20 protein-coding genes and 2 pseudogenes are annotated in these 26,054 nt (G+C 51.4%); 9 read left to right on the top strand and 13 right to left on the bottom strand.

Annotation, left to right across the window (positions count from 1 at the left end; translation table 11 throughout):
* The first annotated feature begins 234 nt into the window (after window positions 1-234).
* Complete coding sequence (locus ACPXSQ_RS01465; protein WP_014606326.1) at window positions 235-1,428, top strand: zinc-dependent alcohol dehydrogenase; 1,194 nt, start codon at window positions 235-237, stop codon at window positions 1,426-1,428.
* 32 nt (window positions 1,429-1,460) lie between these two features.
* On the opposite strand, the gene ACPXSQ_RS01460 is transcribed toward ACPXSQ_RS01465, so the two are convergent.
* Window positions 1,461-2,726, bottom strand: a complete 1,266-nt coding sequence (locus ACPXSQ_RS01460) for an acid phosphatase (RefSeq protein WP_158151180.1) — start codon at window positions 2,724-2,726, stop codon at window positions 1,461-1,463.
* 409 nt (window positions 2,727-3,135) lie between these two features.
* Between ACPXSQ_RS01460 and ACPXSQ_RS01455 the strand changes: the two genes are divergently transcribed.
* Complete coding sequence (locus tag ACPXSQ_RS01455) at window positions 3,136-4,329, top strand: AI-2E family transporter (protein ID WP_013024992.1); 1,194 nt, start codon at window positions 3,136-3,138, stop codon at window positions 4,327-4,329.
* Between the two features lie 47 nt (window positions 4,330-4,376).
* On the opposite strand, the gene ACPXSQ_RS01450 is transcribed toward ACPXSQ_RS01455, so the two are convergent.
* The 3 genes from ACPXSQ_RS01450 to ACPXSQ_RS01440 all read right to left on the bottom strand — a co-directional run bounded on the left by ACPXSQ_RS01450 (window position 4,377) and on the right by ACPXSQ_RS01440 (window position 5,559).
* Window positions 4,377-4,694, bottom strand: a complete 318-nt coding sequence (locus ACPXSQ_RS01450) for a hypothetical protein (protein WP_013024991.1) — start codon at window positions 4,692-4,694, stop codon at window positions 4,377-4,379.
* 139 nt (window positions 4,695-4,833) lie between these two features.
* On the bottom strand, window positions 4,834-5,271 hold the full coding sequence (locus ACPXSQ_RS01445; RefSeq protein WP_029568526.1) for a DUF4186 domain-containing protein: 438 nt from the start codon (window positions 5,269-5,271) through the stop codon (window positions 4,834-4,836).
* Window positions 5,272-5,289: 18 nt separating this feature from the next.
* Entirely contained in the window at window positions 5,290-5,559 is a 270-nt protein-coding gene (locus tag ACPXSQ_RS01440; protein ID WP_072137868.1) for a cupin domain-containing protein, read from the bottom strand.
* Between the two features lie 178 nt (window positions 5,560-5,737).
* On the opposite strand from ACPXSQ_RS01440, the gene ACPXSQ_RS01435 reads away from it, so the two are divergent.
* Entirely contained in the window at window positions 5,738-6,631 is an 894-nt protein-coding gene (locus tag ACPXSQ_RS01435) for a lipid kinase (RefSeq protein WP_013024988.1), read from the top strand.
* On the opposite strand, the gene ACPXSQ_RS01430 is transcribed toward ACPXSQ_RS01435, so the two are convergent.
* Entirely contained in the window at window positions 6,628-7,353 is a 726-nt protein-coding gene (locus ACPXSQ_RS01430) for a YoaK family protein (protein WP_014606331.1), read from the bottom strand. The genes ACPXSQ_RS01435 and ACPXSQ_RS01430 overlap by 4 nt on opposite strands.
* Window positions 7,354-8,111: 758 nt before the next feature.
* On the opposite strand from ACPXSQ_RS01430, the gene ACPXSQ_RS01425 reads away from it, so the two are divergent.
* Window positions 8,112-8,429 (top strand): hypothetical protein, encoded by a 318-nt coding sequence (locus tag ACPXSQ_RS01425; protein WP_231858590.1) that lies wholly within the window; start codon window positions 8,112-8,114, stop codon window positions 8,427-8,429.
* A gap of 56 nt (window positions 8,430-8,485) precedes the next feature.
* Here ACPXSQ_RS01425 and ACPXSQ_RS01420 read toward each other — a convergent pair whose 3' ends face one another.
* Window positions 8,486-9,718: a glycoside hydrolase family 28 protein gene (locus ACPXSQ_RS01420; protein WP_199252877.1), complete on the bottom strand. Its 1,233-nt coding sequence runs from the start codon at window positions 9,716-9,718 to the stop codon at window positions 8,486-8,488.
* A 275-nt stretch (window positions 9,719-9,993) separates the two neighbouring features.
* Between ACPXSQ_RS01420 and ACPXSQ_RS01415 the strand changes: the two genes are divergently transcribed.
* Entirely contained in the window at window positions 9,994-10,692 is a 699-nt protein-coding gene (locus ACPXSQ_RS01415) for a class I SAM-dependent methyltransferase (RefSeq protein ID WP_072137865.1), read from the top strand.
* A gap of 147 nt (window positions 10,693-10,839) precedes the next feature.
* Here ACPXSQ_RS01415 and ACPXSQ_RS01410 read toward each other — a convergent pair whose 3' ends face one another.
* From ACPXSQ_RS01410 to ACPXSQ_RS01400, 3 genes and pseudogenes are all read right to left on the bottom strand, one after another.
* Window positions 10,840-11,175, bottom strand: coding sequence for a DUF6694 family lipoprotein (locus ACPXSQ_RS01410; RefSeq protein WP_014606334.1), 336 nt, complete (start codon window positions 11,173-11,175; stop codon window positions 10,840-10,842).
* Between the two features lie 176 nt (window positions 11,176-11,351).
* A pseudogene (locus ACPXSQ_RS01405) lies at window positions 11,352-12,320 on the bottom strand (IS5-like element ISPan1 family transposase).
* Between the two features lie 154 nt (window positions 12,321-12,474).
* Entirely contained in the window at window positions 12,475-13,893 is a 1,419-nt protein-coding gene (locus ACPXSQ_RS01400) for a sugar porter family MFS transporter (RefSeq protein ID WP_014606335.1), read from the bottom strand.
* Between the two features lie 657 nt (window positions 13,894-14,550).
* On the opposite strand from ACPXSQ_RS01400, the gene ACPXSQ_RS01395 reads away from it, so the two are divergent.
* Complete coding sequence (locus ACPXSQ_RS01395; protein ID WP_275235583.1) at window positions 14,551-14,676, top strand: hypothetical protein; 126 nt, start codon at window positions 14,551-14,553, stop codon at window positions 14,674-14,676.
* A gap of 68 nt (window positions 14,677-14,744) precedes the next feature.
* On the opposite strand, the gene ACPXSQ_RS01390 is transcribed toward ACPXSQ_RS01395, so the two are convergent.
* Window positions 14,745-15,533 (bottom strand): hypothetical protein, encoded by a 789-nt coding sequence (locus ACPXSQ_RS01390; RefSeq protein WP_210448215.1) that lies wholly within the window; start codon window positions 15,531-15,533, stop codon window positions 14,745-14,747.
* A gap of 353 nt (window positions 15,534-15,886) precedes the next feature.
* Between ACPXSQ_RS01390 and ACPXSQ_RS01385 the strand changes: the two genes are divergently transcribed.
* The 3 genes and pseudogenes from ACPXSQ_RS01385 to ACPXSQ_RS01375 all read left to right on the top strand — a co-directional run bounded on the left by ACPXSQ_RS01385 (window position 15,887) and on the right by ACPXSQ_RS01375 (window position 21,917).
* Window positions 15,887-16,057 carry a hypothetical protein gene (locus tag ACPXSQ_RS01385; protein ID WP_015700785.1) on the top strand — a complete coding sequence of 57 codons (171 nt, stop codon included), beginning with the start codon at window positions 15,887-15,889 and terminating at the stop codon, window positions 16,055-16,057.
* A 992-nt stretch (window positions 16,058-17,049) separates the two neighbouring features.
* Window positions 17,050-20,006, top strand: a pseudogene (locus ACPXSQ_RS01380) (autotransporter outer membrane beta-barrel domain-containing protein).
* 300 nt (window positions 20,007-20,306) lie between these two features.
* A complete protein-coding gene (locus ACPXSQ_RS01375) occupies window positions 20,307-21,917 on the top strand; it encodes an FAD-NAD(P)-binding protein (RefSeq protein ID WP_015700787.1) in 1,611 nt (536 codons plus the stop codon).
* A 99-nt stretch (window positions 21,918-22,016) separates the two neighbouring features.
* On the opposite strand, the gene ACPXSQ_RS01370 is transcribed toward ACPXSQ_RS01375, so the two are convergent.
* From ACPXSQ_RS01370 to ACPXSQ_RS01360, 3 genes are read right to left on the bottom strand one after another with little or no spacing between them, the layout of a single operon-like run.
* Complete coding sequence (locus ACPXSQ_RS01370; protein ID WP_426142568.1) at window positions 22,017-23,036, bottom strand: NagC family transcriptional regulator; 1,020 nt, start codon at window positions 23,034-23,036, stop codon at window positions 22,017-22,019.
* Window positions 23,037-23,092: 56 nt separating this feature from the next.
* Entirely contained in the window at window positions 23,093-24,424 is a 1,332-nt protein-coding gene (locus tag ACPXSQ_RS01365; RefSeq protein ID WP_105083046.1) for a DUF4038 domain-containing protein, read from the bottom strand.
* A 15-nt stretch (window positions 24,425-24,439) separates the two neighbouring features.
* Window positions 24,440-25,789 (bottom strand): MFS transporter, encoded by a 1,350-nt coding sequence (locus ACPXSQ_RS01360; protein ID WP_426142565.1) that lies wholly within the window; start codon window positions 25,787-25,789, stop codon window positions 24,440-24,442.
* Window positions 25,790-26,054: the final 265 nt, after the last annotated feature.

The following is a 26,054-nucleotide window of genomic DNA, read 5'->3' as shown; positions in this document are numbered from 1 at the left end:
TAAGCGCCATATCGTGCACCTTTCCGGCAAAAACAGGGGAAAACGTGTGATGACGGCGTTACGGCCTGCCCCGTCCGACATAGTTTGCGGATACCGCTCTGCTTACCCATTTTTTCCTCACTACACTTCAATCACCTTTAACGTTTTGGACAGGACAGTGCGCTCAACCGCGCTGTTAATGCAGCCGCCGCCCGATCGGCGGTTGCCGTCCAGTGATTTACAGGAGTCGACTCTATGAAAGCGTTAACCTATCACGGCCCTCATAAAGTCAGCGTTGATAACGTTGCCGATCCCGGACTGGAAGCCGCCGATGATATTATTCTGCGCGTAACGGCCACGGCGATCTGTGGCTCTGACCTGCACCTTTATCGAGGAAAAATTCCCGGCACCGATCATGGCGATATTTTCGGCCACGAGTTCATGGGTGAAGTGGTGGAAGCCGGCAGTGCGGTAACGGCCGTGGCAAAAGGCGACCGCGTGGTGATCCCGTTTGTTATCGCCTGCGGTGACTGCTTTTTTTGTCATCTGCATCAGTATGCCGCGTGTGAAAACACCAACAGCGGCAAAGGCGCGGCGCTAAACCGCAAAAGCATTACGCCGCCGGCGGCCCTGTTTGGCTACAGTAAACTCTATGGCGGAGTGCCCGGTGGTCAGGCAGAATACGTGCGCGTGCCTAAGGCCAACGCCGGCCCTTTTAAAGTGCCGAACACCCTTTCAGACGAAAAGGTTCTGTTCCTGTCCGACATTTTGCCTACGGCCTGGCAGGCGGTGAAAAATGCCGAGATTAAACAGGGATCGAGCGTCGCTATTTTTGGCGCAGGTCCTGTGGGCCTGCTCAGTGCCGCCTGTGCCCGACTGGAAGGTGCAGAGCAGATCTACATGATCGATCACAATGACTACCGGCTGAATTTTGCCAGAGAGCGCTACGGCGTGATCCCCATCAACTTTGATAACAACGACGATCCCGCCGCCTGGATTATTGAGCACAGCGCGGGACACCGCGGTGTGGACGCCGTGATTGACGCGGTGGGTTTTGAAGCCAAAGGCAGCATGACCGAAACAGTGCTAACCAACCTGAAACTAGAAGGCAGCAGCGGGAAAGCGTTACGTCAATGTATCGCTGCGGTTCGCCGTGGCGGCATTGTCAGCGTGCCCGGCGTGTATGCGGGATTTATTCATGGTTTCCTGTTTGGCGATGCGTTTGACAAGGGCCTGACCTTTAAAATGGGCCAGACGCATGTGCATGCTTACCTGCCCGATCTGTTGAATCTGATTGAAAAAGGGCATTTAAAACCGGAAGAAATCGTGACGCATCATATGCCGCTGGAAGATGCCGCTCGCGGTTATGAGATTTTTGAAAAGCGTGAAGAAGCGTGCCGCAAGGTTATTCTGGTGCCTGGCATGATGCCAACCCAGGCCACGCTGTAAAAACATGGGCGGGAGATTCCCGCCCATGTTTTTTATCTGTGGGATTTGGCCTGTGCGTATGCGGCGTCCAGATCCAGCCGCTGCCAGAATGCCTGATCGGCGCCCGGTCCACCCAGCGGATAACCGGCAGATAAGGCACTTTTCACCATCAGTTCACGGCGCTGTTTTGCGGACAGCTTTGGTAAGGCCGTTTCCAGCAGCACCTCGGCCCCGTCCGGTACCCGCAGTTTGGCCGTGTTCCCGGCGACCTTGGGCAGGTTATAGCTCATCGTAAAGCGATAAAACGGCTTCATGCTGCCATTGCCGTAAGGATCGTCGCTACCGGCAGGTTTGGCGCACGCCGGCAGGGTTGTTCCACACTCTTTTTCCAGCGCGCTACGCAGTTGTTGACGGGCATCATTGAATAACGTCCGATAAGCGGCATCGTTCAGATAATGGGCAACGTTGTATTGCGCCACCATGCGCGAGCCCATCACGTCGAGCGGGTAGTGTACGCCCAGAACCAGCCGTGAATAGCCGTAGCGTGCGCCGCGTTGCAGTAAGGCTTCAAACCGCTCCGGCACCATCTCGGCTAGCAGCAGCGCATCGGTATAGCCCGTGTTGGTGTGCCCGCTGGGGAACGAGCCGCCATCGGCTGTGTAGGGATGATTGTCTTTGATCACCGTATCATCCGGCACCAGATGAATCGTATTCCCTTTGTGCAGGAAAGGACGTGGATAGTTAAAATGTTTTTTTGCTTCACCGGTACTGACTTCACTGGCTTTGATCAGGGCTGCCGCCTTATTGATTTCGCCTTTGTCATAGGCAGCCAGGAAGGCTTTACCTAAACGCGGCCCAAGGGCATCGGCGAGAAAATAGAGATAGCTGATCCCCTCTGCGTCCGCCAGCGCCTGATGTCGCTCGCCCTGAGTGGCATTGAGATTAATTGATGTCACCGTGGCACGATTGGCGTCCAGTACCGCTTTCGGCAGCGTGCTGAACCCTGATAACAGGGCAATACCTGCCTTTTGCAACGCATTCCCCTGGAAATCATAACCGCTGGCTTTCAGCCACTGGTAGTCAGCGAGTTTATCACTCTGCTTCGCCTGCTTGAGTTGGGCACGGCTGAGCGCAGGCGCGCCATGTTGTATGGCCGCCCGCTCTGCCGCCAGCGCCTGTAATTCAAGTGCGTTAAAAGCCGGGCTGGGCGATCCCTGCGAGGTGTTGTTTGCCAGCATGCTGGCCTCGGACAACGAAATTGCCTGTGCCTGCTGCGCCACCAGCAGTGCCGCCGCAATCAGCGTGAATTTCATTTTCATTATTATTCCTTTGATGTCTGATTATCTCTGACCTTGCCGGTTGTCACGCTAGCATTGCCCTATGACATTTTTATTTCAGCTGCTATGCCAGAGGTTTACCCCCAAAGCGCGTTGCGTGCTGAATAAACCACCGCGAACGGGCAGCAAAAACGGCCGAACCCGCTACGCTAATGTAGGATTGACCGATGTTATTCACAGATAACGAGGTGTTGCCCAATGGCGATGTCAAGACTACGCCCCGCCACCTCTTTACGACGTTGTGAGGGCGTTACCGCACGAATGCCGTCTGACATTGATTAAAAAACAGAATTGATCGTTGATTACCGTTGCGACATTCATACACTCTCGGGTTGCGAATGGCCGCATCGGCGTGCGTGCTTATTAAGGGATGTTTACATGAGGTTATCCAATGCGCTTTAAAGGACTTACTGTCGGGTTTTTCCTTCTGATTTTAGCAATGGCCACCATTGCCTTTTTTGAAGTATTAGCGCCCTACTTTTCGGCCATTTTGTGGGCAGCGGTGCTGGCCGTCATCTTCCACCCGCTCAAAAGGTATCTGCGCGGCAAACTGGGCGATCGTAACGGTCTTGCCTCACTGCTGACGCTGGTTTGCATCTGCCTGATCGTTTTCACCCCGTTAGCGATCATCGCCTCTTCCATGGTGGTGGAGGTGAACACGGTTTATCACAAGCTGCAAACCAACTCCGCCCAGTTTCCGGTGGTCTTCGCCGATTTGTTACAGCACCTACCGGGCTGGGCTAAACACTATCTGGCTGAAAATAATCTGGACAATGCCACACAGATTCAGCAGAAGCTGTCGGCATTTGCCCTTAAGGGCGGTCAGTATCTGGCGGGCAGCGCCTTTATCATCGGTAAAGGTACGTTCAGTTTTACCGTTGGCTTCGGCATCATGCTTTACCTGCTGTTCTTCCTGCTGAAAGATGGTTCCTATCTGGTGCATCTCATTCTGGAAGCGCTTCCGCTGTCTACCTACGTTAAACATCATCTGTTTATGAAGTTTGCCGCGGTGTCACGCGCAACGGTGAAAGGCACGGTCGTCGTTGGCGTCGTGCAGGGGATTCTGGGCGGGCTGGCTTTCTGGTTTACCGGCATCGATGGCAGCCTGCTATGGGGCGCATTGATGGGCTTCCTGTCACTGGTTCCTGCGGTCGGTTCCGCCATTATCTGGGTTCCGGCGACCATTTTCTTCTTCGCCACCGGTGCGCTGTGGAAAGGGTTGTTCCTCGTTGGCTTCTTTGTCGTGGTTGTCGGCCTGGTAGATAACATTCTGCGCCCGCTGCTGGTGGGCAAAGACACCAAAATGCCTGACTACCTGATTCTGATTACGACGCTGGGTGGGATGGAAATCTACGGCATTAACGGCTTCGTGATTGGCCCGGTGATTGCCGCGCTGTTCATTGCCTGCTGGAATCTGCTGTCCGGACGCGATAACCGTGAAAACATCGAAGAGATCGATGAAGAGTTTATTGAAGAAGGAAAAAAACAGTCTGATACCGCACAACAGGATGCGGCAGAAGCAGAGGCCGCAAAAGCCGAGGCCTTAGAGGCGAAAACGGTTCCGGCCGAGCCGGCTCGAAAATAAGCCATAAAAAAACCCACCATCGGTGGGTTTTTTCACACTAAAGCGGCTTAGTTAGTCGCTTTATTTTTCAGGTCTTCAGCACCCTGCTTGGTTTTATCCCAGCCTTTCTCGGTGCCTTCTTTGGTTTTGTGCCAGCCTTTCTGCGTGCTTTCAGAAATTTTGCTGGAGGTCGAGTTGCTCTTGCCTTCTGCGGCATGCTCAGACTTCAGCTTCAGCTCTTCGCCTTTATGCTCGGTCTGATGCAGTTTTTCTTTAGCGGTATCTGCGCCTTTGTGCGCTTCAGCGACAGTTTCATCCGTTGTGGTAGCAGCGAAAACTGGCGAGGCCAGTAAAACAGCAGACAGTGCAATAATTGCTTTCTTCATCGTAATTCCCTCTTGTGTGAAATTTGTCGTCTTGCGTGATTATCTTGGCACAGGAGACCAAAGAACGATTTAAGAATAGACCTGAAATGAAATATGGCGAACCTGACTGGTTAAAAGTCCATCAGCCGCATAATCTTTTCTACCACAAATCCAGCTGCTGGCTGCCCGGCGAAGGTGATTTGGCGGCGGCTCTGGCCTTACGTACGCGCGGCACAGGCGCGGGTTGCGCCATCGCCTGATGGATCCAGTGCATAATCACCGCGACCACATAAGCCTGATGTTTATCATCCAGCGCCTGATGCTGAGCAATCCCGTGCCATTTCGCCAGACAGCCACGACAACAGGTCGCGGTGGCGTGCTGCGCGATGAAAACCGGATGGCCGCGCATTGGCGTCTGTTTACCGTCATTAGGCGGTGCGCTGGCAGCCAGTCGCTGCTGGACAAACGTGGCCGCATGGGCTGCCACATCGGCCTCTCCCTTCGTCAGGCAGTAGTCATATTCCGACCGCCCTAGACGGAAACGCTGACGAAAAGGCGATTGGGCTAAGCGCTGAAATAGCGCGTCAAAGGTGTTCATCACTGGCACATCACCGGATTAACTTTTTCTGCCTGACAGATAGCGAACGCCTTTGTCGCCAAACGTCTCGCGGTGCGGCTGCCCTGCATGCAGGTGAAAAATATCGCCTTCGCGATAGGTGGTCGCCTGATTTTCTGTGTACAAGGTAATATCGCCGCTCAGGATCAGAGCCATCGCCTCAAAGGGATGTTCATGATGATCCAGCTCGCTGTTTGCGCCCCGCTCCACAATAACCGGCTCTGCAAACCCTTTTTCTGCCAGAAGGGTTCGAAATTGCTGTTCTGTCATTTGTGCTCCCGTGAGTCGTGCCATTTTCTGGCAGTGTAGACAATCCTGGCGCAGTTTGTCAGGGCCATCCCCTGTCCAGAGCTTACGTAAAGTAGCGCAAGCAAGGTTGTAAGAGATAATCCCCCATGTGTACTTTCTGGTTACTTCATCACTACATTTCATTAAAAATGGACGAAGCATGCAGCAAAGGGTAAAGACGGCATTACTTTTAATCAACCAGCGCTCACGTAAAGGTCGCATTGATGCCGCGCGCGCCACGCAGCTGCTGCAGCAATCCGGTTTGATTCTGCTAGAACCCGCTTACGACGACAGCCGTCCTTACGCTGAGCTCATCACCGCGTATGCCAGCCAGGTGGATCTGGTGATTGTCGGCGGGGGCGACGGCACCCTCAATGCGGCGGCAGCGGGCCTTATGCAGACCGGCTTACCCTTAGGCATTTTGCCCCTTGGCACCGCCAACGATTTTGCACGTACGCTCGGGATTCCGCCTCAGCTGGAGCAGGCTGTCAGCATCATTTGCCAGGGAAACGTACGCTTTGTGGATTTGGGTGAGGTAAATGGTCATTTGTTCCTGAACGTATCCAGCATCGGTTTTTCGGCAGAGCTGGCGCGGAACCTTACGGCTCAGGCCAAAAAACGCTGGGGCGTGCTGGGTTATGCTTTTGCAGCACTGCGCATCTTGCGGCAAAGCCGCCCCTTTAGTGCGACGTTACATCATGAGGGACAGGCTATTGCGATCAAAACCGTTCAGGTTTCGGTCGGTAACGGACGTTTTTACGGCGGTGGCATGACCGTAGAGCAAAGCGCGGCCCCGGACGATGGGCTGCTGGACGTCTACAGTCTGGAGTTGAAAAGAAGCTGGCAGTTGCTGGCGCTCTTCCCCTCTTTGCGGCGCGGCACCCAGGGCCGCTGGCGTAACGTACGCACCTTCAGCACCACGGCACTCACGCTGCATACGCGCCGTCCGCACTACATTAACGCCGACGGCGAAATTATTGGGCAAACGCCCGCGCAGTTTTGCCTGATTAATGATGCGCTCAAGGTGCTGGCCCCTGAAAAGCGCCACCCTTAACGGGCAACATCAGCAGGCTGAGGTTTTAGCATAGCGACCAGCGCCATGCCCATCAGCCCCAGACCGATAAGCACCAGAAAATAGTAGTTCAGCAAATGCCACAGCCAGATACCGGCCACGCCGCCCACCAGAAAAGCAAGAATCGTGTAGGTATGCAGTCGCAGGCGTTCCAGATAGAGTGGCGCATCTTTGGGTGATTCTTTTCGCCGGAGGACATCAAACAGCATGGCCAGTTCGATGCCAATGTCTGTGGACGTACCGGACACGTGCGTCGTTCTGACGCGCGCATTCGAGATACGCGTGACCACCGCATTTTGCAGCCCCATTAAAAAGCTCAGGCTCAGGATCAGCACCACACCGGATGCAGCAATGGGATAGCGAGCCTCAATCACGCCCAGCGCCACCAGCGCAATGCCTTCTATAAAGATATTCACCGCGTAAATAGTACGAATTTTGCGTCTGCGTCCGGCATTAATAATTAATGTGGAAAAGAGCGCGCCCACAATAAACATGCAGACGATAAACAGGAAAAACAGACCGTTGTGAAACTTTGCCTTGGCCAGAAAATCGGACAGCGAAGAGACGTTGCCGGTCATATTGGCGGAAAAGAATCCTACAATCTCAAACGCGGCGGTATTTAAGGCGCCCGCCACGGCGGCAAGGGTGCAGGCAAGACGGCTATCAGCGATATACGTCCGTTCTGTTTCTGTGCTGATAAGCATAAGGTCCACTCTGCAAGACAACCCACTCAGGTTGGCCGATTTTACGCCAGCCGCCTGTTATCGTGAAGAAACGCCGGAATAATTTTTTAGGCGGACATAACGATTGGGCCTGGTAATATGCGGTTAAGGCCAGCAGGTTAACGATGACCGCTGGCCTGTCTGGATGTCACAGCCGAATTTTCTTTAGTCCTTCAAGCGCTTGTTGCAGATACGCTCGCGGACAGGCCAGATTTAGCCGGATAAATCCTTTACCTTCGGGTCCAATTGGATAACCCATGAAGGGGCATGAGAAGTTGAAAAGCAGAGCGAAGATACCTGGTTGTTCGCCAGGGTTTACATCGCTCTGGAACAGTAAATTAAGCGCATGATGTCACTCTTTTATCATCTGGTTTTCCCGGCGGCGTGTTACAGAGGTTGTCTGTCCGGCATATTATATCGCGCCTACTCACCCTGGTGCGATAAAACACATCGCGTAACCGGTCAATGCCGCAGATGACAATCTGTTGCGCTTTTCATGTAACAGATCAAGATGGCGAAGCGTTAAAACATGCAGGCTCTGCAATCTGATGATTTTTTATTTGATACAGGGCCTTATGAAACGCGCGACGACTGTTTTTTTTCTTTTTATATCGACAGTTTTAATCTCAAACAGAGCCCTTGCGGAGCGCGCACCGCTGCTGGGTAATCTGCCTGCCAGCGGACAGCAGCTATGCGGCAAAACCATAAAGCTTCAACTGGTGAAAACGTCCGATAACATCATGCTTTTAGGTTTGAAAAACCGGGAAAGTAGTGAGATGGATCTGTTTATGTCCAGCGTGGCGTTTACTGCAGACAATACCTATTCCCGCTTCGTGCCCGTGAAGTTTGATCAGTTATCGAAGCACTTCATTGAAACGCACAATCCAGCGCTGGAAGTGGTCTGGGGCGCGGCCATAGACGATAAGAACGTGCTGAGCTATAAACTGGCGTTAGGCAGTTATACCTATTCCTGCGGTGACATTGAATCCTGGCCAAACGACACGGCAAACCAGCTGTATGGTGAATCAGAAAATGGCGCTGAAGCAGAGATAAAATAGCGCGATGAAGATCAAAACAGACTGCCAGAGTAAGTCGCGAGCAGCCCACCACGCGGTTAACGGCACGCTGTTTGAGGTGCCCGCGTAAAGCGCCCATGAACGATAGCAAAGCGTTCCTCTATCGTTGCCTGCTCACCGACAGTGACATTCTTTAAGGTCATCTCAAGCGGATAAACTTCGCTGTAACCATCCAGCGTAAGTTTCCCCTTGCCTGTTTTGACGTTATCGAAGGTGATATCGCGGTAATCCGGGATCATCGTGCCGCTCGCGTGCGTATCATAGTGCGTATCCATGACCACGGGATTGTCCACGTTCTGCATACAGACATTTTGATAGCGAATCGCCCGGACCTGCCCGCCCCGCGAGCGATCGCTTTTGATACGCAGGCCATTCGTCGTGCCGGTTAACGTCAGCCCGTCAACCAGTACATCACTAACGCCACGGTTGATTTCACTGCCAATTGACATACCGTGCCCAAAGCCAAACTGGTTATTCAGGATGGAGATATGGGAGGCGGGCGCATTGCCCGCTTTAATCGCCACATTGTCATCGCCGGTGCTGATTCGACTGTTGATTAGCGTGACATCGGAAGAACCCATTGGATCGACCCCATCGGTGTTTCGCGCGGTGGCGGGCGTGTCAATAGTGATGCCCCACAGCGTAATGCCCTGACTGTCATTGATGACTACATGAAAGTTTGGCGCGTTCTTCAGGGTGATCTGGTACAGCGTAATATCACTGGCATGATCAATCTGGATCAGTCGCGGGGCGTTTTGCTTCGCCTCATCATTTTTGGCGCTGGCTGCCAGTTGCCACCAGGTTTGCGCCTCACCTGCCATGCTGGCAGCGCCCTGCCCGTCGATCACGCCTTGCCCGTAAATCCCGCTGCCGTGGACGTGAGTAAGCGTAATAAACGCCCGACAACCATTGCCCTGGTTATCCAGCTTTCCGCAGCTCCCCCGGCCGTTATCATATAAGCGTGGATCCGGGATGGCGCTCAGCACCGCACCCTTATCAACCCCCAGGCTGACGCCGGAGGGCAAAGACAGGGGGCCGCTCGTCAACGTCTTTACAGTGGGCGATGGCACTAATAGTACCATCCTGCCAGGTGGGCAGTTGTTCAGCGCCTGTTGAATGTGCGGGCCGATATTGGATTGATTGCTTGCATAAATCCGCTGGCAAACGGGCGGCGAGACAGGCTGTGTCACCCTTCTTCGATCGCCAGCCTGAGCCGTAAAACTCATCAATACGCTCAAAACTGCGAACAGAATAGAGGCGCTGCGGCACATCGTCACATTCAGATTCGTCATAGTGAAAAGGCGATAAGGAAACAGAGCCTCACAATACGCAAGTCCTTCTTTGCAGGTAAAGCAGAATCACGGTAGCAGCGCCAGGAGTGGTCAAAATGTTAAATTCTGACTGCTTGCCGTTCTTCAGGTCATCATCTTTTTATTGCGCTGATGCCTGATACGCCCGGTTTGTTACCTGCTGATGCCCTGTGATAAAAGCCGCTAAAAATCACATAATCTGTCATGACGCTCTTTGAATAAAAGGTGAGCCTGACGTGGAAAGCTATGACGCTATTTATCGTCGCCTTCAGAGGGAAGGCCATGAAGCCTGGACCGGCAGCGGTTATCAACGGGCGCATCAGCAACTTAACGCTACCATTAGCTGGCTGGGTGCTGCGCAGTTCATCCCACCTGGCGGAACGTTCCTTGAGTTGGGCTGCGGCAACGGTGCCATGGCCTCACATTGTTTTGCCGAAAAAGGCTTTCGGGTATTTGGCGTGGATATTTCAGCGGTCGCCGTGGACTGGGCCAGATCGCGATTCGCGGCGTCAGGCTTGAGCGGCTGTTTTGATCAGGGCGATGTCTGTGACATGGCACATTATCCGGATGCAACGTTTGATGTCGTCTTTGACGGCAGTTGCTTTCACTGCCTGATCGGTCCCCAGCGCGCGGCGTGCCTCAAGGCTCTGCATCGGATTCTGGCTACCAATGGCACATTGATCATCAGCAGTATGTATGGTGCGCCTAAACAGCGAACCGACCTTGACCGCTATGATGCCCGCAGCGGGGTTTTAATGGTTAACGGTCATCCCTGGCGCACCCTGAAGCCGCTGGATGCACTTATCGCCGAGATCGCGGACGCGGGATTTATGCTGGTTGGGCAGTCGGTGAATGTTAATCCTTGGTGGGATCACGCGACGCTGGTTTATCACAAAGCGCCTTCTCCGTCTGTAAAAGACCAGGCGTGCTTTTAGAGTGTAATGGCGCTGAAAACAGGCGTTTGTCGGTCTGTTACAGCCTTAACGCGGTGCATAAAAAAAGCCCATAACATGGGCTTCATCAAACAGGCAACCATTACCTGCAACATCCTGACCCGGCTGGGTCAGGATTCAGAAGTCATGTTACTGGTTAGCCGCGCGCTCTTGCTTGATCTTGTGCGCGTAATCAATGACTTCTTCACCGGTCTTGCCAGCCAGCGCGCCTTTGATCTTTTTATCGATCAGTGCGCGTCCGCCTTCGTCACCGCTGCCCGCCTGCATCAACTCTTTCATACTGACCTGGCTGAACGCAATGACTTGAATGGCATCGTTAAAGGCCGCGCGTTTATCTTCGGCAAGAGAATCACGGACTTTTTGCATAGAGGTTTGAAAGGCCTGTTCGGATGAACCATCAATCTTTGGCTCGCCACAACCTGTTAACGCGAAAGCTAATAAAATGACTGCCACTGCTTTTTTCATATCGTCTTTATCCTAAAAAAGTTCTTCGCAATGGTAAGTTTTTGTGATGTTTTTTTAAAGAACTATTTATTGTAAGGCATCAGCCTGTATGCCTTATCAACAGCACCGTTGAAAGCTCAGGGGCTTTGTTGAATAAATCAAATTTCGGGTAAGTATCCCCGTGCCGGGCTGCGTTTTCAGGCGATACGCTCGCTTTCAGGCATACCTGCTTTCGTCATTTTGTTCAACGCGCGCACCATGGCTATAGCCTCCGTAACCTGACCATCATAATCCCGCAGCGTCAGTGAACCGCCGAACAGCTGCTTCACCTGCTACATCGCCGTTTCCGCTATTGAGCGGCGATTGTAATCTGTTGTCCATTTCCATCGGGCATTGCTTCCGCTCAAGCGCTGATTCGCAACAGCACGGTTGCGATACGCGTATTCACCGGGCCAGTAACCCATGCTCTTCCTGGACGGGATAAGCGCGCTGATTTTCTTGCGCCGCAGTTCATCGTGACAGAGCCGGGTGTCGTAAGCTCCGTCTACCGCTGCTGCCCTGATTTTTCTGTGCGTCTGCCGGATAAGTCCCGGGAAGGCCTCTGAGTCCGTTATGTTGTTCAGCGACAGGTCTGAACAGATGATTTCATGTGTTTTACCATCGACAGCAAGGTGCAGCTTTCGCCAGATACGACGGCGCTCTTTGCCGTGTTTTTTGACCTTCCATTCGCCTTCACCGAAAACTTTCAGCCCGGAGGAATCAATCACCAGATGCGCGATTTCACCCCGGGTGGACGTTTTGAAACTGACATTGACCGACTTCGCCCGCTTACTGACACTGGTGTAATCCGGGGATCGCAGAGGAACGTCCATCAGGGCAAAAACGGAATCAATAAAGCCCTGAGCAGCTCGCAGGGCCAGCCGGAACAGGCGTTTAATCATCAGGACAGTCGTGATAGCAAGGTCAGAATAACGCTGAGGTCTTCCCCGGGATGAAGGCGCTGCTGACTCATACCAGGCCTGAATCGCCTCATCGTCAAGCCAGAAAGTGATGGAGACACGGTTGATGAGGGCTTTGTTGTAGGTAGGCCAGTTGGTGATTTTGAACTTCTGGTTTGCCACGGGACTGCCTGTATTGTCAGGAGAATGCGTGTTCTGATCCTGCAACTCAGCAAAAGTTCGATTTATTCAACAAAGCCGGAGAGTATATAAATGCTCATGCCGTGTGACGCTTTGACAGGTAACAGTCTAAAACTCAGCGGCCATTACCTGTCCTGAATTAATTAAGGAAATGCATAGTTGGATACTGTCATGAAAGTAATTATCGCCCCAAATCCCGCAACTTCTCACCCGCCATCAAATTCCTCTCAATCCGTTCCAGCGTCACATTCTTGGTTTCCGGCACCAGGTACACAGTAATGACAATAAACACCAGGTTAAACCCGGTATACAGCCAGAAGGTTCCGGCTGCGCCGATGCTGCCCAAGAGTGAAAGGAAGGTCGCACCGATAATCATGTTCGCCACCCAGTTCGTCGTGGTGGAACAGGTAATACCAAAGTCACGGCATTTTAGCGGCTGGATTTCAGAACACAGGATCCAGACGACGGGTGCTGCACTCATTGCGTATCCACCAATACATAACATGGTCATGCCGACAGAAACCCAGGACAGGCTGCTGCTGATATTTCCCTGCCCTGCTTTCATCAGGCAGTAACCTAATACCAGAGTGGCAAAGGCCATCACCGAGAAGCCAATTTTCAGGATGGGTTTTCTGCCCGCTTTGTCTACGGTAAAAACGGCAATAAAAGTGGCAAACATAAAGGTCAGGCCAACGATAACGGTGGCGATCATCTGCTCCTGAGTGCTTTTAAAGCCCGCCATTTTAAAAATCTGCGGCGCGTAATACATGATGATATTCATCCCGGTAAACTGCTGCATGCCCTGCAATAACATGCCCATAAAGACCGCTCGCCTGACATTTTTATTGCTTTTGAAAAGCGAAAAACCGCCCTGCTTCATGCGCAGACTTTCCCGAATCTCATTGAGTTCCTGGCGAGCTTTTTCCGACGTATCGCGCAGCATGCGCAGCACTTCCTCCGCCTCAATATGCATCCCCTTAGCCGCCAGCCAGCGTGGACTGTTCGGTAGGAAAATGACCATAATAAAAAGTACAACGGCGGGAATGGCCAGAACCCCCAGCATGGCCCGCCAGTTACCGCTGTAGCTAAAAGCAGTATCCGATATAAAGGCCATTACGATGCCCAGGGTAATCATCAGCTGATACAGGCTTATCATTTTGCCACGCACGTTTTCAGTGGCCATTTCAGATAAATAAAGCGGCGCGGTATAGGATGCCACGCCAACGGCCAGGCCCAGCAGCAGACGAAAGATCAACAGCATTTCAACGCTGGTTGCGCCTGCGGAACCGAGCGATCCGATAGCAAACAACACGGCGCCCGCCATCAGGCTGTATTTTCGGCCAAGCCGATGCGATACCCAGCCATTACATAGCGCACCTAGCGCGGCACCCAGCATCATGATGCTGACCACCCACTCCTGCTCATGGCTGCTCAGGCTAAAATGATGAGTCAGAAAAGGTAGCGCACCGGAAATCACGCCAATATCCAGTCCAAACAGCAGCCCGGCTAGCGCGGCTGAAACTGAGATGAACAGGTTCATACGACGAACTTTTTGCTTATGTTCGCTTTGAATAGTGAAAGTATTTACATGAGACATCATTAAGCTCCGCTCATACAACATGTCGTGTCCATGCAGCATATAAAGTAGCGATAGCGGGCGATGAGGGCAAATGAGGTCAGGATATGGACGATTTTACTGATCCCACTCTAAGTGTGATGCAGATCTCACTGAATGAGGGAGGGCGCATTTATCGTTTTATGACCTGATATTTCAACACGCTTTTTTTTGGCGATAATGTGTAAAAAGCCCGATGGTGACCGCTGACCTGTGGAACCATCCAAACCCGGCGGGTAATTAACCTAAGCCATCATCGCGGCAGTTTTGCATGAAGCGTCGCCAGAAGACCTGGCCGTCACGGTGCCGCGCTGGCGATATGATGCATCGTATAAGAATAAATAGCCGCTATGTACCCGTCTTCTTGTTAACCACGCTCACCGCACACGCGATGAAATATCGTAATTTACTTTTCTGGTTATCGATGCTTCTTGCTGCTCATTTAGGCAATACAATACTGCACAGCAAAGCGCATCAGTTTATTACCTGAGGGTGACAACGACGAAATACCGTTTTTTTACACGTTCTTGTTCGACCCAATGCGCGCCCTTTCCTTTTACATCATTTTTTAACAGTCACTTTCCCTGTCTGCCGTGTTTGGAGCGTTCATCCTCAAGGAAAAGTGACGACAGGAAACAGGCAATGACCAGCATCATTTTATTATTACTGTTCTTTATTAATTTGATTCTTATCCTGGGTTTGGTGGCTATCCAGGAAATGCTTGATGACCGTTATTCGCCCCATTACGAGAACGGTGACTACGATTAATAACGGCCACATTTCCGCGCCGCCTGGCGATACTTTAGAATCCCTGTTCATCATGGGATCTTTCCGGATTAAACTGTTATCGTTTCTCGATCAGACCAGTTATAAACCGCAAATACCAGCCTGATGTCGCCCGAAATGGCCCCATATCTTCGGTGCATATTGTCGGTAAAATACGATTTGAGCGTGTCGGGCAGGCTTGTTGAACGATAACGTAGCAACGTGGTGTGCCAGTATTCCGGTGGCGTTGTTTTTCCACCATGTCTTTGCAGAAGCAAATCCCGCCACTCTTCCAGTGACAGCAGTGCATTCCAGCATGCTGCTCTTTGCGCTACGGCGTGGCCTTCAGGAATACCTGCCAGTAGCAGTTGATCGGGAAGCGCCACCAGCCGTAATGCGTCAACCCTGAGTGACGAGTCGGTCACGTTCTGGCGAAAGGCATCCCTCAGGCCCGCTAAAGCCGGGATCTGCTGCGGGCTTTGATAGCGCGCTGGCGTGACGGGCAGGAAGGTAACGTGAAAATGTTCGGCCCGCATGACGTCTGCCAGCGGATCCCCCTGAGTTAAGCCACGAAGATCGGCAAGGAGTGACTGAATTTGCGGATTCAGGACGGGCTGAATGCCACTGGTCAGGGCGTGAAGCCCGGCAGGATAGAAAAACTTGTCTGCTTGCTGATGTACACTCGCTGTTTCTTGCCGCCAGCATTGCTGGGTTTCCCTGTTACGCTGCGCGTAGAGAGCGTCAAAATAAGCGGCCGCCGTCATCTTCTCTCCTGAGATATCGTTAAACATCATGTCGGTAGCATAGCCAGATGAACACATGAATGCAGCACTTTCACGAAACAAGAAATGAAAGTCCATTTCATACTTCGCGTAATGCGGCTGTTTATCAGCCCATTCAGGTACGTGGGTTTCATCAATTGTTGCGTCGTTGGTATCGCCCTGGTTCTTTTCTCGGGTTGCACATCCGGATGATCGCTCTTTACAGATCTGTCTGTCATCGTGGCTTCGGATTACAAGGCTGGATATGTTCTCTGCCGTCTTAGCCAAAGGTCAGCACAACAGTTTCCCGGCATTACATTGCACAGTCTGGATTCACTACCGTCAACCTGATGATATGGCTTACTTTTTCCCTCCAACATTGACTTAGCAGAAATACCGACCAGGCTTATCAGGCGAGCTGTTTTATAGTGTATTCATCACGAGGGAAAGACATGAAAAGCATTTTGAGCGGTTTATTGATTGTTTCCAGCCTTTTAATGATGTCGGGTTGCCAGCAGGACAGCGGTGCTGTGGGCAATGATGGTCGTCCACATGCGCCAAGCGGGCAATCTGTTCCAGGCGGCCCGTTAGGTAAAGGCCCTGTAGGCCAGCCACAGGCTTAAATAAAAATCCGGCTCTGAGCCGGTTTTTTCACTTTGTGTTTGCGTAAATCTGATTTAACTTTCCACCAGACGCGCAAAATGACTGTACAGCGCCGGCAAATGACAGCCGCTAAGCACGGTTATTATCCTCTGGATGCCGCCGTTATTTATCCCCCTGGCAGCAAAAGTCCCGCACGGTGGTGTTTCATTACCGTTCTTAATTTGATTATTATATTAACATTTCACCCTCAACCATAAGGGAGCAGATTTAAGATTTTTCCTGTCCAGACTGAAAAATATTTTATCGACCACCACAAATGACGCGTCTGTCATCCCAGATATTCGTGATCCATCTCTCATTAATGAAGTCTTCCCTCACGTTCTTATCAAACATTACCCCGACGAAAATATTATTATTGCATTTACTGAGAATCTAAATAATTAAGCAGCCGATTAAAACCTGCCAAACGCCACGCACCTAATTTCTTCATTTTCATCGACATCAACAGAAGATACCTGTTGTCTCTTCTCTATCGCCTTGTATTCAAACGTGAGCTTCTCTTACAAATAAACAGGACGTATCGATCAATTAATTATATACAATAGCCTCGACCTATCAGGAACACCGTACCGATCGATATTAACTATTTTTAAATGGTCAGCATCTCTGCAAAATAACCTTCACGCACCGCTCAGGATTAAGGAATATTTCTATACATTTAATTAACCTAATTTCGAGCAGATTAAAACATTCAGTCAGCCACACCACCAGGGTATAAAAATGACGTCACATTAATTTAATAATAATTATCATTAAGAATAAAGCGTTAATCCTTAATGTTAATTCATAAGTTAACGGATGCGTTATTTAAAATATTCACATTAAAAATAATTATTTTAACAGAATGCTTAAAAAGAATGTTCCTGCCTGATGAAAAGCGATCTTCTGAACATTTAACAACCCCATTACGCTAAGAAAAACATCGATGAAATAAATGGATGAATAAATAACAATGAGCAGAACAACGCGTAAGTTTGTTATCGCTACGGTGATGAGTACGTTTGGATTAATGAATGCCCCTGCAGAGGCGGTCTGTAGCCAAGAAGGGAACAAATACACCTGTAGTGGCGCCGATCATGACACACAAAACCTGACAGGCGATGTCCTCGACGTCGTGCTGGACGGGACGTCTTACATTAATACCGATAGCGGATATGGCTTATCCGTCACGGGTTCATCCCTGACCATTACGCAGCAGGAAGGCGGCATTATCGTAGCCGATGGTTCAGGGATAAATATTGAAAATACCGGTACGGGCGACACCACGCTTAACATTTCCGGCACTGTGGTGGCGAAAAGAGCCGATGGTATTGAAATCATTACGTCCTACGAGGCAGGCGCAATCACCCTTATTCAGGAAGCAGGCACAATATCAGGGGAACAGAATGGCATCCAAACGCAGTATATGGGAACGGCCGATACGTTTATCGCGGTATCCGGCGAGGTGAAGGGAGAATCGAATAACGGTATTAATGCCCTGAATGGCAGCACGGCAAAAAACCTCTCCATCATGCAGTCTGGCGGAAAAATAACCGGCAGATTTAACGGTATTCAGGCATCTAACCAAGGTACCGGAAACACGTCCATCATCACAACCAGTGATGTCTCAGGTGAATACGCGGGCGTTTTTGTCGATAATCATGCTTCGGCACAAGACATCCTGGTGATGCAGTCAGATGGCAGCATCACCGGGGGCCATTACGGTATCTATGCCTTCAACCACGGAATCGGTGATACCACCATCCTGACAGCAGGTAACGTCACAGGCACTAACGGTTCAGGCATTTACGTCGACAATGCTGAGAGCGCAAACAATCTGTCCATTGTGCAATCTGGCGGCAAAATAACCGGCGGTGAGCATGGTATCTACGCGAACAATCACAGTCGCGGCGATACTTCCGTTACCACCCGCGGTGAAATCGTGGGTGAAAATGGCTCCGGTGTCAGCGTCTCGACCATGGACGGCGGCGATATCGCCTTCACTCAGATTCAGGGAAAAATTTCAGGTACTCAGTCAGGCATAGATATCTTAAACCGCGAAACGGGCGCCACGACTGTGAATATATCGGGTGAGGTTATTGGCGGTAGCGTCGCCGGTATCAATACAGATTTTAGAGGTAATGACGGAAAAACTACCATCAACCTGAACCAGGGTGCGGATATTTCAGCCGCCTCAGGTATTGCAATCAGGTCTACTCATTCTGATGCAACGGTAAACCTGAATAACGGCGCCAAAGTTTCCGGACAGATTCTGTTGGGAAATGGGAATAACACCCTGAATCTCAATCAGGGTTCAGATGTAAGCGGCCTGACAGTGATAAATGGAAACGATGACGATGATCCTGAGGACAGTATCACTACCCTCAATATCAATCAGTCACTGACGGGTTCTTCTTTTTCTGAGGGGGCAGCAGGCGATGTCGCCATTCTGAACTGGAATATCATTAATGTTGGCAACGCAGCGCAGACCCGCAATGCGACGTTAACCCTTTCCGGCGATCTCAATGCAGATCAGATCACTATCGCATCAGGGGGAAGGGTTAACGTTTCTTCTGCGGTCCGGGATGTCACTCTTGCGGGTAAGGTAAATAATGCAGGCTCCCTCGATCTGGGCATTGAGCGAAACAGTGACAACAGGTTAACCATTGAGGGTGATTATTCAGGGGATAACGGCAACCTGGTCCTGAATAGCGTTCTCGAAGGTGACAATGGCACTGCTGACCGACTGATCGTCAATGGCGATACGGCCGGCCATACCTGGGTCAGTATCAATAATCTGGGCGGACAGGGAGCACTGACCGATAAGGGCATTGAAATTGTCACGGTTAAAGGTGATTCCGCCGGTACCTTTGCAAAATCAGGCCGAATCGTCGCCGGGGCCTATGATTACGATGTAGTTAAAAAAGACAGCAACTGGTTTCTTGCCAGCGAAAAAGCGTACCGTCCCGAATTTGGCAGCTATCTGGCAAATGCCCGTGCGGCCAACACGCTGTTCCATACCCGCCTCCACGACCGCCTGGGTGAAACACAATACACCGACAGGTTAACGGGCGAACAAAAGTCACGAGCCTGTGGATGCGCCATATCGGTGGGCATAACCGCTTCAGAGATGCTTCCGGCAAACTCCATACCCAAAGTAATCGTTACGTGATGCAGCTCGGCGGCGATATCGCACAGTGGAGCCGCAATGGACTGGATCGCTGGCACCTTGGCCTGATGACCGGCTACGCCAATAACCAGAGCCGCACGCATTCTAAAGCGAATGGCTATACCTCACGTGGAGACATTAACGGTTACAGCGTAGGCCTGTACGGCACCTGGTACGCTAACCAGAAAGAGAAAACCGGGGCCTATGTCGATGCATGGATGCTGTACAACTGGTTCGATAATCAGGTTACCGGGCAAAATCTGGCGACGGAAAAATATCATGCTGATGGGATCACCGCTGCCCTTGAAACGGGCTACACCTTTCAGACAGGAGAGAGCCGCGATGGCCGCACGCGTTACTGGCTACAGCCAAAGATACAGCTTACCTGGATGGACGTGCAGGCTGACGATCACATCGAAAATAACGGCACACATGTTGTCAACAACACCAACGGAAATCTGCAGACCCGTTTGGGCATGAAGTTTTATCAGCAGGGAAATCACATCAGTGATGAGGGCAAAGATCGCACTTTCCAGCCGTTTATTGAGGCCAACTGGATCCATAACACCCATAACGACAGTGTCATGATGAATGGTATCAGCAATGCGATCACAGGCGCGCGCGATGTGGGTGAACTGAAACTTGGCGTCGAAGGTCAGATCAACGCTCGCCTGCAACTGTGGGGCAACGTTGCTCAACAACTCGGCGATAATGGCTTTAGCGATACACAGGGCACGCTGGGGATAAAATACCAGTTCTGAATGTTCGCATAATATTCCACGTCAGCCCATTACCTCAGATGTCCGGTTTTTACGTTTGGGTACTATGACAGAAACCGGCCTGAATGAACCTGTTCAGGCCGACCGCACAATCAGGACAATCTGCATTTGTCGTGATGGCGTTCCACTCAGCTCCCCTTCCGCGCAGTTCTGCAATACTCGAGTAAACTTGATCATACTGGCTGAAAGGAAAAACCTGTATTGAGGCTTTGCCTGTCCTGCGGCGAGATCAAAACACGCCTTACAACCGTCCCCCATAACAATAATAAGGTGCGAACAGTGATGAAAAAGATCGCGATCGTCGGCGCTGGGCCAACCGGTATCTACACGTTTTATGCGCTTCTGGGCCATCATGTACCGATGTCCGTTTCCGTTTACGAACAGGGTGATGAGGCCGGTGTTGGCATGCCCTATAACGATGAAGAGAATTCCCGGATGATGCTGGCAAACATTGCCAGTATTGAAATCCCGCCTGTATTTATGACCTATATTGACTGGCTACGCGCCCAGAGCGACAGTCATCTCAGGCGATATCACGTCGATCCTGCCTCTCTGCATATCCGTCAGTTTCTGCCGCGTATCCTGCTTGGCGAGTATTTCCGCGATCGGTTTTTAGCGCTGGTGTCCCGCGCAACGGCACAGGGTTTCGAGGTAAAAATACATGAGCGCTGTCAGGTCACCGATCTTGAGGCCACCGATGCTGGCGTAAAACTCTGGACGCAGGGCGATACTGCCCCAGCAATATTTGATCAGGTCGTTATCGCCACAGGCCATGTCTGGCCAGACGACAGCGCCGCCACCCGCACCTACTTCCCCAGCCCCTGGTCCGGTCTGATGGAAGCGAAAATAGCGGCATGTCACGTGGGTATTATGGGCACCTCCCTGAGTGGCATTGATGCCGCAATGGCCGTGGCGATCCAGCATGGTGACTTTCAGGAAAGCGACGACGACGCGATCGCCTTCACACTGGACAAAGGCCACGAAGCCCTGAAGATCGTATTAATGTCACGATCGGGCATTCTGCCAGAAGCCGATTTCTACTGCCCGATTCCCTATGAGCCACTGAGCGTCGTTACCCAAAATGCCATCGATAACGCGATTGAGGCAGGCGCTGACGGATTACTCGATCGCGTATTTGCACTGATGGTTGAGGAGTTGGAGGAGGCTGCGCCTGCGTGGAGCACAACGATTGATCTGAAAGCACTCAATGCCGACAGCCTTGCAGAAGCCTGGTTTGCCAACCGACATAAACAGGATCCTTTCCACTGGGCCAGCGCTAACTTGAATGAAGTCGAACGCAACAAACGCGACAGGCACACCGTGCCCTGGCGCTATACCCTTTTGCGACTGCACGAGGTGGTTGAGGAAATCGTTCCCTTCCTTAACGAAAGCGACAGTAAACGCTTTTCAGGTGGCCTCGCTAAAGTGTTTATTGATAACTACGCGGCGATTCCTTCTCAATCCATCCGTCGACTGCTGGCCTTACGAGAGGCCGGAATCATCAGCATCCTTGCCCTTGGCGAAGAGTATGAACTGCGAAGGCAACAGCAGAAAACGCTGATCACGACTGAGGGGCAACAGCGAACGTTTGACGTGTTTATTGATGCGCGAGGGCAAAAGGCTCTTAAGACCCGCGATCTGCCCTTTGCAACACTGAAACAGCAGATCCAGCGCTGCGGCGATGAGATTCCGGATGTGGGTGACGATTATACTTTGCTGTCTCCTGAATCTGCCCGTGGACGCATTGCCCTGGCCGCCCTGCCCTATTTAATGCATGACCAGCCGTTTGTGCAGGGACTCACGGTGTGTGCCGAGATCGGTGCCGCCATCGCCAGTACGCTTGTGGAATCACCTTCACGTCCCCGAAAGCGCCTGGCGTATTTTGAACCCTAGGGCAACGCGATGCCGCTGTCTTGTTAACGCTGAAACGACTGGGCGACAGCGCATCTCGTCGTCCGGCTCTGGCATCAGCTACCTGATTCGGGCACGTGATTAAGGCAGAATATGCTCTGTGATGGCGTCAGAACTCAGTTGCACCAACCCTTTGACGCCATAGTGATAACCTGTTTTATCATGTTTAATGCGGATACCGCTGATATGCGTGTCTGCATTCGCTGCGAGTATCGCCTGCGCCAGTGGCAGCACCTCGTTGCCATAGTCTTCAAACAGCTCACCGGTGACAATCACGTGTCTGATATTGTGAATCGGTGCGGTGCAGCAGATAGCAAAACAGAGCGCTCTGGCGGTGGCCAGTACCGTTGCGGGCTGGTTATCCGGATCGACAGCAAACGCCTGCTCGATACCGCCCTCATAAGGTAGATGCACTATCTCCGGATAAAATCCGTTCTCACCCAGTACCGGCTCACCGTGAATACATTGCCCATAGCCCAGGCTGCCAAACCCGGGCATAAACGCCACCCACGATGAGTAAGGTAAACGCTGAGCCAGCTGAAAAGTGGTGCAGAACGCAATATTAAAAATCTGTGTGCTGATACACATCGCGTCTTCAATCCGTTTTTTAAGCGCCACGTTCGTCTCACTGAACAACGGGCAATAACGTACGACGCCGGTGAAATGCTCGATGCCGCCCTGCAACGCCACGCTTATTACGTTGACCTGCTGCTGACGGACATTGCCTGACAGGCATAACGCCGCAACGCTGGTGGCGATAAAGGCAACCAGGCGTTGTGGCGTTAGCTGGGCAGGCAACGAGATCCTGTGGTGCGCCAGCGCGGGCACTTGCGTATTGAAGTCGTTTAGCATCGCCTGGAGCTGGCCTTTGCGAAGCATAATATTAACGCTGAAAAACTGGCCCGGCGTTGCCGCCAGCAACTGTTGAGGTCGGCCAAACGCACTGTCCTTTACGTCCCGCTCCTCAATAACCCGCTCTTCCAGCAGCTGCGACGTCAATTTTGTCACGTAGGCCTTCGTCACACCCAGGCGGCGCGTCATCTCTGCCCGTGACTCGCATTCGCTGTGCAGAATATTCAATATCTGCTTCTTGTAATCCATTCACGACCCTCTGCCCGCTCTGCGCTTCTGAGCGGACAGTAACACAGTTCGCCTTATCAGGAATTTGCTCTCAACACGAGTATCCAGTCATTTCCGCTGGCGGGTGGGTCGATGTTAAGGAAGAAGGTCTCCGACATATCATTGCTCAGCCAGTTCATGATGCCATAGCGGGGATCAAACCATCCTGTTTCGAATCCCGTTGCGGCAAAGGCGCTGATATCCAGGGTGATATTCTGCTGTTGCGGAATATATACCGCTATCCAGCGCTGCTGATGATCGCGCATCACACCACAGTGGCGTTGATCGCTGGGATTAGGGTTGATAAGCAAAGACCGATCGGGAACCCGTAGATGCCAGTCAGGCAGGGATTCAATAAACCGTCGCAGGATGCCAATGGCAAAGGCGCCGGGATAGTCAAGCGCATCAAACCAGTATGGAATAGTATCGCCCTGATAAGTACTCGCTGCGCTTTCAGGTATCGCCACGGCGTCATCTTCCGGTCGGCGCATCTGCCAGAGACTGTAGCAACCATAGGTAATGCCCGCGCCCCCCGCAAAGACTGACCAGTAGCTGCTGCGGCGCACCTCACGATCGGTAAAGCGGCTGGCCTCCTGTGCACGACGGAACTGATGCTGACACATGATCGGATGGGCTTCATAGCAGGGTTCAGCATCGAGAACCGGCTTGCTCTGACGCTGGTAATCCATTTCAATGGCGCGCCACGACGGATAAGCCTCACCCATGTGTCCCGATTGCCAGACGATAAAATCATGCCAGGGCCGATCGCCCAACATGTCCAGCGTGCTTCGCCCGCCCTGCGAGTGCACGGTCAACAGCGCATCGCCACTGCCGCCCTGTCGCAACCCTTGGGCCATATTTTCCATCAGCTGGCGTTGTTCCGGGGTTTGCACTGCACGATCACCGCCGATCATCCATATGATGCCCGTGCCTTGCAGCTTGTCACTGAGATACCGACAGAATGCCTGAACGTTTTCTGCGTTAAATAAGGGCGTTTTGGCCGCTCCCCAACTGTTGTTCACACTCCAGTGTGACCCCCACATCGGCACCAGGGCGATATAGAGATCTCGCGAGTTGGCGATGTCGGTGACTCGCCTCAGATGATCAAAATAGGCTTCATTGGGGATCAGAGACGTTAAATCCTTAAAGGGCAGATGTCCGCCTTCGTAAGTCGGCGTCTGTAAACCGTCAAGCTCACACAGGGCAACGGCCTGAATCACATTAAAGCCTTTTTTTGCCCGATTTGTTAAATACGCTTCTGCCTCTGTCAGCGTCAGTTTGTGAAACAGCTCCCAGGCAGTACAGGCCGTATAGAAAAAGGGGCGATCCTCCTGATAAAAACTTCTGTCACGAACCGTTAATTTTTTCATCTACCACTCCTGATATCAGAACGCTTTTTCATTGATAAATGACTGGCAGGTTTTTTCATCCAGTTTGTAACGTGAAAATATTCCGGCGGTGATAAACATGCAGGATGCGGGGAGCCAGACATAAAGGAGGTTAAACGCAGAAAGTTGATTTTCTGAAGCCGTGGTCATGAAATCGGGGTTATATCCGTACCATGCTAAGACATAACCAATAATTGCCCCACCGATCGCCATTCCGGCTTTTGTGGCAAACAACATGCCGCCGCCAATCATGCCGTTTATTCGGACGCCATATTTATAAAAGCCGTAGTCAGCCACATCCGCGACGGTTGCCCAAATAATTACGGCGATAAGTTCAACAACCAGTGTCGCCGTGACAAACAGCCCCGCATGTACCCAGACGGCTTCGGCAGAGGTAAAACCAATGATTAACGTAATAAGTCCCCCCGCGATCTGACTCCAGAACAGTAATGGAATCCGTTTTACCCGTCCGGTTTTAAGGACATATCCGGTAATCAAGGGGGCGATAATTCCGGCAATTGAACCTGCGGTAAGCAAAACACTCAGAAATGAAACAGGCAAGTTAAGCACATATTTTACAAAATACGCCGCCGCACCAAACTTAAGCGTATTCATAATCATCACCACCAGCTGTGCAGCAAAAATGATTAAAGCCTGATCGTTTTTCAACATCAGCCGTATCTGGTTGCCGACGCTGAGCGTCTGTACATCCCCCGCTGAAACGCGTTCCTGAGTATTGTAATAGCAAATTAAAACCAATAGCGTTGAGAGCAGGCCAATACCGCACATCACAACCCGATAACCCATCACCTCATTATCAAAAAGCGCAATCAACATGGGGACCAGTAAAGAACAAATTAAGTAAGAGACCTTGGCTAACGGAAAGCGAATCGTGTTTATCTGTATCCTCTCGTCACTGTCTGCTGAAATGGCTCCCAGCAGAGAGACATAGGGCACCGCCACCAGGCTGAACGCCATAACCAGCATGATATAGGTGGTGTAGGCATAAATGATCCGTCCGGTTTCACCCAACTCGGGTGAAAGGAAAACGGCGGCGCAGCTAAGCCCATAAGGCACAGCGAACCATAATAGCCAGGGGCGGTAACGGCCATGTCGAGAACGCGTGCGATCGGCCACCACGCCGATTAATGGATCGCTTATCGCATCAATTAAGCGCGTAATCAGAAATAAGGTTCCCATTGCTGCAGGGCTGAGCTTGAATACATCGGTGTAATATATCGACAAAAACATCATGGTCATGCCCATGAAGATATTCGCTGAGGTATCCCCAAGCCCGTAACAAAATTTTTCGCGAAAACTCACTTTTAATGGTTTATGTAATTCCATTCCAGCATCCTCCCGCATTAATAAAGGACGCCAACCATATAAAAACAGGGAACAGAAACAAACTGCATTAAGTTTCTTTTGTGAACTTAGTTCAATAAAAAACAAATCACACCTTCAAAAATACATCAATATTTAAGTTAATTAATTAACGCATCTCGATAAAACATCTCTTCACACCTCTAACCACCAACAACTAAAAATGCTATCAAAGATAAGAGTAACTGCCAAAAACCACGCCTTATTTGCGGCATACACTCCATTTAAA

Source organism: Pantoea sp. EEL5, from assembly GCF_049892805.1.
Classification (GTDB): Bacteria; Pseudomonadota; Gammaproteobacteria; order Enterobacterales; family Enterobacteriaceae; genus Pantoea; species Pantoea ananatis.
This window is presented reverse-complemented; position numbering and strand designations above follow the sequence as displayed.

Bases quoted from the DNA above. Each gene is read 5' to 3' on its own strand.
- ACPXSQ_RS01465 (WP_014606326.1), top strand. From the start codon at position 235: ATGAAAGCGTTAACCTATCACGGCCCTCATAAAGTCAGCGTTGATAAC.
- ACPXSQ_RS01460 (WP_158151180.1), bottom strand. From the start codon at position 2,726: ATGAAAATGAAATTCACGCTGATTGCGGCGGCACTGCTGGTGGCGCAG.
- ACPXSQ_RS01455 (WP_013024992.1), top strand. From the start codon at position 3,136: ATGCGCTTTAAAGGACTTACTGTCGGGTTTTTCCTTCTGATTTTAGCA.
- ACPXSQ_RS01450 (WP_013024991.1), bottom strand. From the start codon at position 4,694: ATGAAGAAAGCAATTATTGCACTGTCTGCTGTTTTACTGGCCTCGCCA.
- ACPXSQ_RS01445 (WP_029568526.1), bottom strand. From the start codon at position 5,271: ATGAACACCTTTGACGCGCTATTTCAGCGCTTAGCCCAATCGCCTTTT.
- ACPXSQ_RS01440 (WP_072137868.1), bottom strand. From the start codon at position 5,559: ATGACAGAACAGCAATTTCGAACCCTTCTGGCAGAAAAAGGGTTTGCA.
- ACPXSQ_RS01435 (WP_013024988.1), top strand. From the start codon at position 5,738: ATGCAGCAAAGGGTAAAGACGGCATTACTTTTAATCAACCAGCGCTCA.
- ACPXSQ_RS01430 (WP_014606331.1), bottom strand. From the start codon at position 7,353: ATGCTTATCAGCACAGAAACAGAACGGACGTATATCGCTGATAGCCGT.
- ACPXSQ_RS01425 (WP_231858590.1), top strand. From the start codon at position 8,112: ATGCTTTTAGGTTTGAAAAACCGGGAAAGTAGTGAGATGGATCTGTTT.
- ACPXSQ_RS01420 (WP_199252877.1), bottom strand. From the start codon at position 9,718: ATGTGCCGCAGCGCCTCTATTCTGTTCGCAGTTTTGAGCGTATTGATG.
- ACPXSQ_RS01410 (WP_014606334.1), bottom strand. From the start codon at position 11,175: ATGAAAAAAGCAGTGGCAGTCATTTTATTAGCTTTCGCGTTAACAGGT.
- ACPXSQ_RS01400 (WP_014606335.1), bottom strand. From the start codon at position 13,893: ATGATGTCTCATGTAAATACTTTCACTATTCAAAGCGAACATAAGCAA.
- ACPXSQ_RS01395 (WP_275235583.1), top strand. From the start codon at position 14,551: ATGACCAGCATCATTTTATTATTACTGTTCTTTATTAATTTGATTCTT.
- ACPXSQ_RS01390 (WP_210448215.1), bottom strand. From the start codon at position 15,533: ATGGACTTTCATTTCTTGTTTCGTGAAAGTGCTGCATTCATGTGTTCA.
- ACPXSQ_RS01385 (WP_015700785.1), top strand. From the start codon at position 15,887: ATGAAAAGCATTTTGAGCGGTTTATTGATTGTTTCCAGCCTTTTAATG.
- ACPXSQ_RS01375 (WP_015700787.1), top strand. From the start codon at position 20,307: ATGAAAAAGATCGCGATCGTCGGCGCTGGGCCAACCGGTATCTACACG.
- ACPXSQ_RS01370 (WP_426142568.1), bottom strand. From the start codon at position 23,036: ATGGATTACAAGAAGCAGATATTGAATATTCTGCACAGCGAATGCGAG.
- ACPXSQ_RS01365 (WP_105083046.1), bottom strand. From the start codon at position 24,424: ATGAAAAAATTAACGGTTCGTGACAGAAGTTTTTATCAGGAGGATCGC.
- ACPXSQ_RS01360 (WP_426142565.1), bottom strand. From the start codon at position 25,789: ATGGAATTACATAAACCATTAAAAGTGAGTTTTCGCGAAAAATTTTGT.